Source organism: Streptomyces sp. LE64 (assembly GCF_052606915.1).
In genome coordinates, this window is sequence record NZ_CP199708.1 from 5057119 (window position 1) to 5069707 (window position 12589).

The following is a 12589-nucleotide window of genomic DNA, read 5'->3' on the forward strand; positions in this document are numbered from 1 at the left end:
GCCCCGCCCCCCGGACCCCGGCCGGTATCCGCCCCCGGCGCCCGACGGCCGGGGTCCGGGCACGCACACCCCCCGCGACCCGTAAGAATGGGGGAATGACCGACAGCCCCGCCCCCCTCGCAGACCCGCACGTCGTCTTCGACGCCGGCCCGGACCACGGCCGCAGGGACATCGTGATCCTCGGCTCCACGGGATCGATCGGCACCCAGGCCATCGACCTGGTCCGACGCCACCCCGACCGCTTCCGGGTCACCGCCCTGTCCGCCGCGGGCGGCAACGTGGGGCTCCTCGCCGAACAGGCCCACGAACTCGACGTGGCCACCGTGGCGGTGGCCCGCGAGGACGCGGTGCCGGCGCTGCGCGAGGCGCTGACCGTGCGCTACGGGGCGGGGCGAACGCTGCCTGCGGTCCTCGCCGGTCCGTCCGCCGCGGCCGAACTCGCCGCCTCCGCGTGCCACACCGTGCTCAACGGCATCACCGGCTCGATCGGGCTGGCCCCGACCCTGGCCGCCCTGGAGGCGGGGCGCACCCTGGCGCTCGCCAACAAGGAGTCCCTGATCGTCGGCGGTCCCCTGGTCAAGGCGCTGGCGAAGCCGGGACAGATCATCCCCGTCGACTCCGAGCACGCCGCCCTCTTCCAGGCGCTGGCCGCCGGCACCCGGGCCGAGGTCCGCAAGCTGGTCGTCACCGCCTCGGGCGGGCCGTTCCGGGGCCGCACCCAGGCCGAACTGGCGGGCGTCACCCCTGCGGACGCGCTCGCCCACCCCACCTGGGCGATGGGCCCGGTCATCACGGTGAACTCCGCGACCCTGGTCAACAAGGGCCTGGAGGTGATCGAGGCCCACCTGCTCTACGACATCCCGTTCGACCGGATCGAGGTGGTGGTGCACCCCCAGTCGTACGTGCACTCCATGGTCGAGTTCACGGACGGCTCCACGCTCGCCCAGGCCACCCCGCCCGACATGCGCGGCCCCATCGCCATCGGCCTGGGGTGGCCGGCCCGGGTGCCGGACGCCGCGCCCGCCTTCGACTGGAGCACCGCCTCGACCTGGGAGTTCTTCCCCCTGGACACCGAGGCGTTCCCCTCGGTGGGCCTGGCCCGGCAGGTGGGGGCGCTCGGCGGTACGGCCCCGGCGGTCTTCAACGCCGCCAACGAGGAGTGCGTGGACGCGTTCCTGAACGGCGCCCTGCCCTTCAACGGCATCATGGAGACGGTCACCGAGGTCGTCGCCGAGCACGGCGCCCCCCGCGCGGGAACTTCCCTCACGGTGACGGACGTCCTGGAAGCGGAGACCTGGGCCCGGGCCCGGGCCCGTGAGCTGACGGCCCGGGCGACCACCACAGCGAAGCAGATCGCGGAGGCGCGTGCATGACCCTGCTGATGACCGTTCTCGGGATAGTGGTCTTCGCCATCGGCCTGCTGATCTCGATCGCGTGGCACGAACTCGGTCACCTGTCGACCGCCAAGCTCTTCGGCATCCGCGTTCCGCAGTACATGGTCGGCTTCGGCCCGACGCTGTGGTCCCGCAAGAAGGGGGAGACGGAGTACGGCATCAAGGCGATCCCGCTCGGCGGGTACATCCGCATGATCGGGATGTTCCCGCCCGGCGCGGACGGCCGGGTGGAGGCCCGCTCCACCTCGCCGTGGCGCGGCATGATCGAGGACGCCCGCTCCGCCGCGTACGAGGAGCTGGAGCCGGGCGACGAGAAGCGCCTGTTCTACACGCGCAAGCCGTGGAAGCGCGTCGTCGTCATGTTCGCCGGGCCGTTCATGAACCTGGTGCTGGCGGTGGCCATCTTCCTCGGGGTGCTGATGACCTTCGGCATCGAGCAGCAGACCACCACCGTGGGCGCGGTCTCCGACTGCGTGATCCAACAGAGCGAGAACCGCAGCAAGTGCGCGGCGGGCGACCCGGCGGCCCCGGCCAAGCAGGCGGGGCTGGAGCCCCGCGACAAGATCGTCGCCTTCGACGGGGTGCCGGTCGACGACTGGTCCACGCTCCAGTCGCGCATCCGCGACACGGTGGGCCCGGCCACTCTCACCGTGGAGCGCGACGGGCGGCCCGTCGAGCTGAAGGCCACCCTGATCGAGAACCAGGTGGGCAAGACGGACGGCGAGGGCGGCTACGTCGAGGGCGAGTACGTGACCGCCGGCTTCCTCGGCTTCACCCCGGCCAGCGGCATCGTGGAGCAGTCCTTCACCCAGTCCGTGGACCGGATGGGCGACATGATGGTCAGCGGCGTGGAGTCGCTGGTGGCCCTGCCCTCCAAGGTGCCGGCGCTGTGGGACGCGGCCTTCGGCGACGGGCCCCGCGAGGCGGACTCCCCGATGGGCGTGGTGGGCGCGGCCCGGGTGGGCGGCGAGGTGCTGAACCTCGACATCCCCCCGGAGAACCAGGTGGCGATGATGCTGTTCCTGGTCGCGGGCTTCAACCTCTCGCTGTTCCTGTTCAACATGCTGCCGCTGCTGCCGCTGGACGGCGGGCACATCGCCGGCGCGCTGTGGGAGTCCGTACGGCGGACCACCGCCCGGGTGTTCAAGCGGCCCGATCCCGGTCCGTTCGACGTCGCCAAGCTGATGCCCGTCGCCTACGTGGTGGCCGGCGTGTTCGTGTGCTTCACGATCCTCGTGCTGATCGCGGACCTGGTGAACCCCGTCAGGATCTCCTGACCCACGCGTCAACGGGCGGTCGGACGGCACAGGTGTCCGGCCGCCCACTCGCGCGGTGGCGCGATGTGCTTGGCACGGCGGGCGTACCGTAATCTCGGAAACGGAGCCCGCTGATGACGGGACCTCGATCCACACCTTGGGGTTGCACAGCAGATGACTGCGATTTCGCTCGGCATGCCGTCCGTTCCGATCAAGCTCGCCGAGCGCCGGAAAAGCCGGCAGATCCAGGTCGGGACCGTTGCCGTGGGCGGCGAGGCGCCGGTTTCGGTGCAGTCCATGACGACCACGCGCACCTCCGACATCGGGGCCACGCTCCAGCAGATCGCCGAGTTGACGGCGTCCGGCTGCCAGATCGTCCGGGTCGCCTGTCCCACCCAGGACGACGCCGACGCGCTCTCCGTCATCGCCCGGAAGTCACAGATTCCGGTCATCGCGGACATCCACTTCCAGCCGAAGTACGTCTTCGCGGCGATCGACGCCGGCTGCGCGGCGGTCCGGGTGAACCCGGGCAACATCAAGCAGTTCGACGACAAGGTCAAGGAGATCGCCAAGGCGGCCGGTGACGCCGGCACCCCCATCCGGATCGGCGTCAACGCCGGCTCCCTGGACCGTCGGCTGCTCCAGAAGTACGGCAAGGCGACCCCCGAGGCCCTCGTCGAGTCCGCCCTGTGGGAGGCGTCGCTCTTCGAGGAGCACGGCTTCCACGACATCAAGATCTCCGTCAAGCACAACGACCCCGTGGTCATGGTGAACGCCTACCGGCAGCTCGCCGCCCAGTGCGACTACCCCCTGCACCTGGGCGTCACCGAGGCGGGTCCGGCCTTCCAGGGCACCATCAAGTCGGCCGTCGCGTTCGGCGCCCTGCTCGCCGAGGGCATCGGCGACACCATCCGGGTCTCGCTCTCCGCACCGCCGGCCGAGGAGATCAAGGTCGGCATCCAGATCCTGGAGTCGCTCAACCTGCGCCAGCGCAGGCTGGAGATCGTCTCCTGCCCCTCGTGCGGACGCGCCCAGGTGGACGTCTACAAGCTCGCCGAGGAGGTCACCGCCGGTCTGGAGGGCATGGAGGTCCCGCTGCGGGTCGCCGTGATGGGCTGTGTGGTGAACGGTCCCGGTGAGGCCCGCGAGGCCGACCTCGGCGTGGCCTCCGGCAACGGCAAGGGCCAGATCTTCGTGAAGGGCGAGGTCATCAAGACCGTCCCGGAGTCCCAGATCGTGGAGACCCTGATCGACGAGGCCATGAAGATCGCCGAGCAGATGGAGAAGGACGGCGTCCCCTCCGGCGAGCCGACGGTCGCGGTCGCCGGCTGAGCCGTGCGACCCGTTCCCCGGGGGCGGGGGAGGGCCGCCGCGGCGGCCCCGGACCCTGCTACGTAAGGTGTGCCTTACTTACCGAGGGGGCTCCGCGTCGACGCCGGGGGCGGGCGCGGGGCACCCGGGAGAAAGGGCGCACCTTCGTGATCCACGCCGAACTGCGCGTGACCGCGGTGACCGACGTCACCCCCGGCATGCGGCGCATCACCCTCACCGGCGAGGGGCTGGCGGACTTCGTCCCCCTCGCCCCCGACCAGCAGGTCAAGCTGTTCTTCGGGCGCGACGGGCGGGCGCCCCGGATGCCCGAACCGCCCGCCGACCGGGACCCGGTCACCTGGTACCAGCGGTACCTGGCCATCCCCGCACCCGAGCGGCCCTGGATGCGCACCTACTCGGTGCGCCACCACCGGCCCGCCCGGCGGGAGATCGACGTGGACTTCGTGCTGCACGGTCCGCGGGGCGGCGAGGGCCCCGCCGCGCGCTGGGCGTACGCGGCCGGGCCCGGGGACGTGATCGGCCTGGTCGGCCCGGCCCTCAGCAACCTGCGCACCGCCGGGGCCCCGGACTGGAAGCTGTTCGTCGGGGACGAGACCGCGCTGCCCGCGATCGGCGCCCTGCTGGAGGACCTCGGCCCGGACGAGCACGCCCTGGTCATCGCGGAGGTCGCGGACGCCGGCGAGGAGCAGCCCTGGAGCAGCCCGGCCCGGGTGGACGCCCACTGGGTGCACCGAGGAAACGTTTCCCCGGGCCGGTCCACCGTGCTGGTCGACGCGGTGCGCCGGGCCGTCTTCCCCCCGGGCGAGGTCTTCGCCTGGGTGTCCGGCGAGGCAGGGGCGGTCCGCGCCGTCCGCCGCCACCTGGTGGCCGACCGCGGCGTCGACAAGCGGCACATCGCCTTCACCGGCTACTGGCGCCTCGCCCTCGCCCAGGACGACGGCCTCACCACCGAGGACACCGCCGAACGCGAGGAGCTCCAGCGGGAGCTCGCCGAGGAACGCGGGGCCTGAGCCCGCCCCCGCCACCGGCCCGGAAGGGCCCCGGCCGCCGCACCGCCGCGCCGGGTACAGTGCGAAGACCAGCAGCCCACCCGGTGAGGCCCTCACGCCCGTGTTGACGCAACCATCCACCCGGGTCCTCGAACCGAGCGACCTCGCAGCCGCCCTCGCGGTCCTCGACCGGGACCCGGTGGCGAACGCCTTCGTCATCTCCCGGGTCCAGGTCGCCGGCCTCGACCCCTGGCGCCTGGGCGGCGAGATGTGGGGCTGGTACGAGAACGGCGCGCTGGAGTCCCTCTGCTACGCGGGCGCCAACCTGGTGCCCCTGTGCGCGACCCCCCGCGCGGTGCGGGCCTTCGCCGACCGGGCCCGCCGCGCAGGCCGCCGCTGCTCCTCCATCGTCGGCCCGGCGGAGACCACCGCCACCCTGTGGCAACTGCTCGAACCGGCCTGGGGGCCGGCCCGCGAGGTCCGCCCCCACCAGCCCCTGATGGTCACCGACCGGCTCCCCGGGGACGTCGTCCCCGACCCGTACGTCCGACGCGTCCGCAAGGACGAGATGGACACGATCATGCCGGCCTGCGTGGCCATGTTCACCGAGGAGGTCGGCGTCTCCCCGCTCGCCGGCGACGGCGGCCTCCTCTACCAGGCCAGGGTCGCCGAACTGGTCGGATCCGGCCGCGCCTTCGCCCGGATCGACCCGGACGGCAAGGTCGTCTTCAAGGCCGAGATCGGCGCCGCCACCCCCCGCGCCTGCCAGATCCAGGGCGTGTGGGTGGCCCCCGAGTACCGGGGCCGGGGGCACGCGGCCCCCGGCATGGCCGCGGTGCTCCGCTACGCCCTCGCCGACGTCGCCCCCCTGGTGAGCCTCTACGTCAACGACTACAACACCGCCGCCCGGGCCACCTACCGCCGGGTCGGCTTCCAGGAGACCGGCGCCTTCATGAGCGTCCTCTTCTGACCCGGTTCCGGAGCGGTCCGATCCGGGCGACGCGGGGGCGCGCGCCGTGATCCGCGCAGGACGGACATGCGTCGTACGGACTCGACCCCGGACGTATGCTGCTGCCGAAGATCGAGGGGGAGACGATGAGCGACGAGCGCAAGACGACCGTGCCCGTGTGGACGCTGGCGACCTCGGACGTCCGCGTGCCGGGGTTGACCGCGGGCGAGTCGATGACGGGCGAGCGCCTGGCCGAACTGCGCGGAGTGCTGGCCGCCCTGGCCGAGGAGCCGATCGTCACGCTCGAAGTGCATCCGTTGCCCGACCGGATCGACCGCGGCCGTGGCATCCCGCTCGACGCCGCGAGTCCTCTGGCGCAGCACCTGTCACAGTTCGTCGCGCAATCGGCCCGAAGCTCCCTCACCGCGGCCAGGGCGACCGCTTCCGGCGAGAACCTGTACCGCATGGTGATCCCGGCGAAGGTCGCCGCCCAACTCGGGCAGGGCGTCATCCGCCCGATGGTGCCGAACGCGGCGGCAACCGGTTGCGTGTTCGGGGACTTCGTGAACACCACGACGGGCAGGCTCGCTTCCAAAGCGACGTTCGTGCCGGTCGGAGGCGCGGCTGCGGCGGGCACCGCCGGCGGGGCGGGTGCGACCGCCGGTGTCGCGGCCGCCGGTGGCACGGCGCTGACCGTGGCCGCTCCGCTCGTGCTCATGGCCGTGGCGGTGGGGGCGAGCGCGCACGCCGACCACAAGCGCCAGCAGGCCATCGAGCACATCACGGAACTGTTGGAGCAACTCCAGGAGGACAAGCTCGACGACGAGCGCAGCGCACTCGACGGCTGCCGCGGCGCCATCGACAAGGCCACGGCCGTCCTGCTCGACCAGGGCAGGCTCGGCGTCTCGCTGGGACTCGACTCGGCGGTGCACGCCATCGACACGGCGCTGAGCAAGGCGGAAGGCCGTCTCGACCGATGGCGGAGCGCGTTGGACGGAGTGCCCGAGGGCGAGGCCGTCGAACTCGGCACCTTGACCAAGTCGTTCCCCGGCGTCGACGGCCACGGGGGAGCCTTCCGCACCCACCTCGAACTCGCTGCCCTGGCCGTCGCGCTGAAGCGGCGGGTGGTCGTCCTCCAGGCCGTCGAGCAGGCCCAGGGCGACCCCGGCAATCCGTTCGAGAACTTCACTCGGGCACTCAAGCGCGATCAGCACCACCTCGACGCACTGGAGTCGGGCATCGCCGGCGTCCTGGTCCGGCTGTCGGCCCTGGAGCTGGCGCGCCCGAACGGTCGGCGCCCCGTCTTCACGACCAGCGAAGTCGATCGCCTCATGAGCGCGGCGCATCGGATCCACCAACTGGGCAGCGGCGTCACGGTCCACCACCGCGCCACTGACGTGGCGATCGAGATCGCCCGCGACGAGGACGGCTCGGTGGTCGTGTTCCCCGCACTGCCCGTCTAGGCCGGCGGTCGAGCCCGCACGGCCCCGCCCCCGCCCGCGGGAGCACCTCCCGACCGGCGCGCGTACCCGGGGTACGCTCGCCCCATGCTGCGGATTCCCGGGTTCGGCGCGCGCACCCCCGACGACGTCACCATCGGGCCCCTCGACCTCGCGACCCGGGTGGACGAGGCGCTCGCCGTCCAGGCGGACGCCTTCGGACTGGGGCGGGACGAGATCAACGTCCGCCGACAGATCGTCCAGCGCCACATGAACCAGCCCGGGGCCCGGGCCTTCGGCGCCACCCTCCCCGGCGGCCGACTGGTCGGATTCGTCTACGGGATGCCCAACGACCGCACCCACTGGTGGTCCAGCGTCGTCCAGCCCTACCTGCGGCTCCAGGGCAACGACGGCTGGCTCGACGACTCGTTCGTGATCACCGAACTGCACGTGCGCACCCGCCACCAGAACCGGGGCATCGGCAGATCGCTGATCACCGCCCTCACCGACACCGCCGCCGAACCCCGCTCGATCCTCTCCGCGATCGACACCGACAGCCCCGCCCGCGCCCTCTACCAGGCGCTCGGCTACCGGGACCTGGCCCGCCGCGTCCACTTCCCCAGCGCCCCCCGTCCGTACGCGATCATGGGTGCCGCGCTGCCGCTGCTCCGCCGCGCACCGGCCCCCTGAGGCCCGGCCCGGCCCCGGCCGGGCGCACCGCGGATTTCCGCGGGCCCGCAGGGCCCGGCTAACCTCCTGCCACCACCCTTTCCACGCAGGAGTTCACCATGGCCCAGGTCCAGCGCATGTCCCGATTGATGCTCAAGACACTGCGCGACGACCCGGCGGACGCCGAGACGCTCAGCCACAAGCTGCTGGTCCGCGCCGGATACGTGCGCCGCAACTCGGCGGGCATCTGGACCTGGCTGCCGCTCGGCAAGAAGGTCCTCGACAACGTCTCGCGGGTGGTCCGCGAGGAGATGGACGCCATCGGCGCCCAGGAGGTGCTGCTCCCCGCCCTGCTGCCCAAGGAGCCCTACGAGGCGTCCGCCCGCTGGGAGGAGTACGGCGACCTGCTGTTCCGCCTCAAGGACCGCAAGGGCGCCGAGTACCTGCTCGGCCCCACCCACGAGGAGATCTTCACCCTCGTGGTCAAGGACCAGGCCGCGTCCTACAAGGACCTGCCGATCATGCTCTACCAGATCCAGACCAAGTACCGCGACGAGGCCCGCCCCCGCTCCGGCGTGCTGCGCGGACGCGAGTTCCAGATGAAGGACTCGTACTCCTTCGACACCACCGACGAGGGCCTCGCCGAGTCCTACCGGCTGCACCGCGAGGCGTACCAGAAGATCTTCCAGCGGCTCGGCCTCGACTACCGGATCGTCTCCGCGGTCTCCGGCGCGATGGGCGGCTCCGCCTCCGAGGAGTTCCTGGCGCCCGCCGCCGCCGGCGAGGACACCTTCGTGGACTGCCCCTCCTGCTCCTACGCCGCCAACACCGAGGCCGTCACCTTCGCGCTGACCCCGGTCACCGACCAGGAGCACGGCCCGGTCGAGGAACTGGACACCCCCGACACCCCGACCATCGAGACGCTCGCCGAGCACCTGGGCGTCCCCGCCGCCGCGACCCTCAAGAACCTCCTGGTGAAGGTGGACGGCGAGATCGTCGCCGTCGGGGTGCCCGGCAACCGCGAGGTCGACCTCGGCAAGCTCGGCGAGCACCTCGCCCCGGCCGTGGTCGAACTGGTCACCGCCGAGGACTTCGAGGGCCGCCCCGAACTGGTCCGCGGCTACGTCGGCCCCCAGGGCCTGGAGAAGGTCCGCTACCTCGCCGACCCCCGGGTCGCCCCCGGCACCGCCTGGATCACCGGCGCCAACAAGCCCGGCACCCACGCCCGCAACGTCGTCGCCGGCCGCGACTTCACGGTGGACGAGTACCTCGACGTGGTCGTCGTCGAGGCCGGCGACCCCTGCCCCAACTGCGGGGCGGGCCTGAAGCTGGACCGCGCCATCGAGATCGGCCACATCTTCCAGCTCGGCCGCAAGTACGCCGACACCTTCCAGCTCGACGTGCTCGGCCAGCAGGGCAAGCCGGTCCGGGTCACCATGGGCTCCTACGGCATCGGCGTCTCCCGCGCGGTCGCCGCCCTCGCCGAGCAGTCCGCCGACGAGAAGGGCCTGTGCTGGTCGCCGGAGGTCGCCCCCGCCGACGTCCACGTGGTCGCTGCGGGCAAGGCCGCCCAGACCGAGCTGGCGCTCGACGTCGCCGAGCAGCTCGCCGCGCGGGGCGTGCGGGTCCTCGTCGACGACCGGGCCGGGGTCTCGCCCGGGGTCAAGTTCACCGACGCCGAACTGATCGGCGTGCCCACCATCGTGGTCGCCGGGCGGCGCACCGCCGAGGGCGTGGTGGAGATCAAGGACCGTCGCACCGGCGAGCGCGAGGAACTCCCCGTCGCCGAGGCGATCGCCCGCCTCACCGCCTGACCGGTCTCCGGGGGCTCCCGCCGAGGGAGCCCCCGGACCGCCTCACAACCAGGTCGCGTACTCCATCAACAACTCCGCCTCCGACCGCTGCCCCCGGGCCAGCGACCGCCGCGCGGACTCGACGGCCCGGAACAGCGCCCACCCCCGCACCCGCTCGGCGTCCACCTCCAGCGACTCCGCCAGCCGCCGCACCCGACGCCGGGCCGCGCTCGCCCCGGACGCCGTCGCCACCAGGTCCTCGACCCGGTCCCGCACCAGCCGGGCCAGGTCGTACGCGGGATCGCCCACCACCGGCTCCGGCCCCACCGCCAGCCACGGCGTCCGCTCGCCGGCCAGCGCCTTGCTCTGGCGAAACGTTCCGTGCAGCAGCCGTTCCTGGACCGGCACCGCCACCAGCCCCTCCCGTGCCTCCAGTGCCGCCGTCACCAGGGCGTCGAACCCCTCCGCCCCCGCGTCCGCCCCGGCCGCCAGCACCGCCGCCTGCCGCCCGGTCACCTCGGTGACGGTCTCGAACGGGTGCTCGGGGGGCGGCGCGACCCACAGTCGGCGCAGCACCCCCGCCGCCTCCAGCATCGCCTTCGCCTCCGGCAGCGAACGCACCGACACGTCGGGCCGCAACCGCTCCAGCAGCATCCCGCCCCCGGCCGGGCCCCCGGCGAGCACTCGGACCGCACCCGTGCCGCCCCAGTGCTCCAGGGCCGCCCGCTCCCGCTCCGGGCGCGCCCCCGGCGGGGCCAGCTTGCACACCGCCGGCGATCCGTCCGCGAGGGTCACCAACACCACCAGGGAACTGCGCCCACCGGGCACCCGCACCCGCTCCACCGTCAGCCCGGCGCCGTCCACCGCCTCCTTGAGGAGCGCGGGCAACGCCCCGAGCCACGCCTCGTCGGCCGCCGCCTGCGGAGCACCGTCCGCAGGTGCCCCGGCCAGCGCCCGGACCAACCGTTCCGGCGCTTCGAAAACCATGAGCGGGGGTGTCCTTCCCTCGGAGACGTCGGCGGCGTCGGCCTACCGGGGTGCCCGGGAAGCCGCCGACGCGCCGCCCGGCGCCGCGGCCCGCTCGGCGAGCCCAGGGAAGGCTACGCTGCCGCCCCGCCAGCGCGCGGCGCGGACCGCCGCCTCCCGCAAGGCGTCCACCGCCGCGCGCCGCCGGGCGCCCCCGCTGGCCCGCACCAGGTCCGCGTACGCCCCGGCCAGCCCGTCCTCCAACCGGGCGGCGAGCCGGACCGCGCCCGCGGTGTCCGCGACCGGGAAGGGCAGGGCGTAGGCGGGCGCCGCGGCCTCCGGCTCGCCGCCCAGGTCTCGCACCGTGCGCACCAGTTCGTCGCGACGGGCCCGATGCGCCTCGTACGCGGTGCGGGCCTCGCCGCGCCGGTCCTCGTGCACCCGGCCGCCCACCACGCCGTACCCGTACACCGCGGCGTGCTCGGCGGCCAGCGCCGCCCGCAGCGCCGTCAACTCCGCGGCCTCGGCCCGCTGTTCCGTCACTTCTCGCCCTCCGTCAACAGATACACGTGCGCGGCGCCGGCCGCCGCTACCGAGGCGAGCAGCCGGGCCAGTTCGCCGGGCGCCTCCAGGGACCGCTCGGTCCGTGCTCCGGCCAGCTTCCGCTCCCGCTCGGCGAGCGCCGCGAGCGCGCCCCGCGGATCGTCCGGCACCGCCGGCGGGGCGGCCGGGGCCGATGCGGTCGACGAGGGGGACGCGGTGGGGGAGGGGGAGGCCCCGCCGCGGGCGAAGGCCGCTTCGTGGCGGGCCACCTCCGCCCGCAACGGGGCCAGCCGCTCGGCCAGGGCCGGGTGCGCGGTGCCCACCCGGTCGTAGAGGGCGCCCAGGGCCCGGCTCTCCTCGGCGGTGGACCGCCGCGCCCGCTCCGCCGCGGACGACTGCTTCCTCGCCGCACCCGCCGGGCCGTCGTCCCCGTCCCCCGTGCAGCCGGTGAGCAGCACGGCGCCCGCGGCGCCGGCGAGCAGGCTCCTCCGGCGTGGTCCGGACCGGGCGCGCGACGGCAGGGGGAACGGCATGGCGGACGTCCTCGGGGGCTCGCGGTGGCGGAACGGGAAGGGGGCGCACGGCGCGCCTTGATCACCGTACCCGTCCGGGGCCGGGCCGCGGACGGCAACACCCTTCGGGAGCGGATACCCTGTGGACCGGACACAGGACCATCCCACAACAGCACACGCGGCCGAGGAGTCACCCGGATGAGCACCACCCAGAGCGAGAGGCTGCGAGAGCTGCTGGAACCGCTCGTGACCGCCCAGGACCTCGACCTGGAGGAGGTCAGCGTCTCTCCGGCAGGCAAGCGGCGGGTGCTGCGGGTGGTGGTGGACTCGGACGAGGGCGTGCTCCTGGACACCTGCGCGGAGCTGAGCCGCGCGATCTCGGACACCCTCGACAGCACCGACGCCATGGGCGCGGGCGAGTACGTCCTGGAGGTCACCTCCCCCGGCGCGGACCGTCCGCTGACCCGGCACCGGCACTACGTGCGGGCGACCGGCCGGCTGGTCCGCTTCCAGCTCGTGGCGGGCGGCGAGCTGACCGCCCGGGTGCTCGCGGTGGACGAGGAGGGGCTGGACCTCCAGGTCCCCGGCGTCAAGGGCCGCAAGCCCACCGCCCGCCGGCTCGCCTTCGACGAGGTCGCCAAGGCCCGGGTGGAGATCGAGTTCAACCGCAAGGCCGGCGAGGCCGACCACGGCGACGACAACAACGGCAACAAGAGCGACAACAGCACGGAAGAAGAGGAGGCGTAG

At 73.5% G+C, this 12589-nt stretch carries 12 protein-coding genes; 9 read left to right on the top strand and 3 right to left on the bottom strand.

Going from position 1 to position 12589, the window contains the following annotated elements; translation table 11 throughout:
• Positions 1 to 95: 95 nt before the first annotated feature.
• The 8 genes from dxr to ACSMX9_RS23000 all read left to right on the top strand — a co-directional run bounded on the left by dxr (position 96) and on the right by ACSMX9_RS23000 (position 9842).
• Entirely contained in the window at positions 96 to 1373 is a 1278-nt protein-coding gene (gene dxr, locus ACSMX9_RS22965) for a 1-deoxy-D-xylulose-5-phosphate reductoisomerase (RefSeq protein ID WP_445396564.1), read from the top strand.
• A complete protein-coding gene (locus tag ACSMX9_RS22970; protein WP_445396566.1) occupies positions 1370 to 2671 on the top strand; it encodes a M50 family metallopeptidase in 1302 nt (433 codons plus the stop codon). The genes dxr and ACSMX9_RS22970 overlap by 4 nt, the downstream gene beginning before the upstream one ends.
• Before the next feature lie 153 nt (positions 2672 to 2824).
• A complete protein-coding gene (gene ispG / locus ACSMX9_RS22975; RefSeq protein WP_445396568.1) occupies positions 2825 to 3982 on the top strand; it encodes a flavodoxin-dependent (E)-4-hydroxy-3-methylbut-2-enyl-diphosphate synthase in 1158 nt (385 codons plus the stop codon).
• 146 nt (positions 3983 to 4128) lie between these two features.
• On the top strand, positions 4129 to 4992 hold the full coding sequence (locus ACSMX9_RS22980) for a siderophore-interacting protein (RefSeq protein ID WP_445396570.1): 864 nt from the start codon (positions 4129 to 4131) through the stop codon (positions 4990 to 4992).
• A gap of 100 nt (positions 4993 to 5092) precedes the next feature.
• Positions 5093 to 5941, top strand: coding sequence for a GNAT family N-acetyltransferase (locus ACSMX9_RS22985; RefSeq protein WP_445396572.1), 849 nt, complete (start codon positions 5093 to 5095; stop codon positions 5939 to 5941).
• Positions 5942 to 6066: 125 nt separating this feature from the next.
• Positions 6067 to 7383 (top strand): hypothetical protein, encoded by a 1317-nt coding sequence (locus ACSMX9_RS22990; RefSeq protein WP_445403067.1) that lies wholly within the window; start codon positions 6067 to 6069, stop codon positions 7381 to 7383.
• Positions 7384 to 7467: 84 nt separating this feature from the next.
• On the top strand, positions 7468 to 8049 hold the full coding sequence (locus ACSMX9_RS22995) for a GNAT family N-acetyltransferase (RefSeq protein ID WP_351246552.1): 582 nt from the start codon (positions 7468 to 7470) through the stop codon (positions 8047 to 8049).
• Positions 8050 to 8147: 98 nt separating this feature from the next.
• A complete protein-coding gene (locus ACSMX9_RS23000) occupies positions 8148 to 9842 on the top strand; it encodes a proline--tRNA ligase (protein WP_445396574.1) in 1695 nt (564 codons plus the stop codon).
• Positions 9843 to 9884: 42 nt separating this feature from the next.
• Here the strand turns inward: ACSMX9_RS23000 and ACSMX9_RS23005 are convergent, their stop codons facing one another.
• Genes ACSMX9_RS23005 through ACSMX9_RS23015 form a run of 3 tightly spaced genes read right to left on the bottom strand, consistent with a single transcriptional unit; the run spans position 9885 to position 11863 of the window.
• A complete protein-coding gene (locus tag ACSMX9_RS23005; RefSeq protein ID WP_445396576.1) occupies positions 9885 to 10808 on the bottom strand; it encodes an aminoglycoside phosphotransferase family protein in 924 nt (307 codons plus the stop codon).
• Positions 10809 to 10850: 42 nt separating this feature from the next.
• Positions 10851 to 11330, bottom strand: coding sequence for a ferritin-like domain-containing protein (locus tag ACSMX9_RS23010; protein WP_445396578.1), 480 nt, complete (start codon positions 11328 to 11330; stop codon positions 10851 to 10853).
• The gene (locus ACSMX9_RS23015) at positions 11327 to 11863 is read right to left on the bottom strand and encodes a hypothetical protein (RefSeq protein ID WP_445396580.1); all 537 of its coding nucleotides are present in this window, start codon (positions 11861 to 11863) and stop codon (positions 11327 to 11329) included. The genes ACSMX9_RS23010 and ACSMX9_RS23015 overlap by 4 nt, the downstream gene beginning before the upstream one ends.
• 177 nt (positions 11864 to 12040) lie before the next feature.
• On the opposite strand from ACSMX9_RS23015, the gene rimP reads away from it, so the two are divergent.
• Positions 12041 to 12589 carry a ribosome maturation factor RimP gene (gene rimP / locus ACSMX9_RS23020; protein WP_445396582.1) on the top strand — a complete coding sequence of 183 codons (549 nt, stop codon included), beginning with the start codon at positions 12041 to 12043 and terminating at the stop codon, positions 12587 to 12589.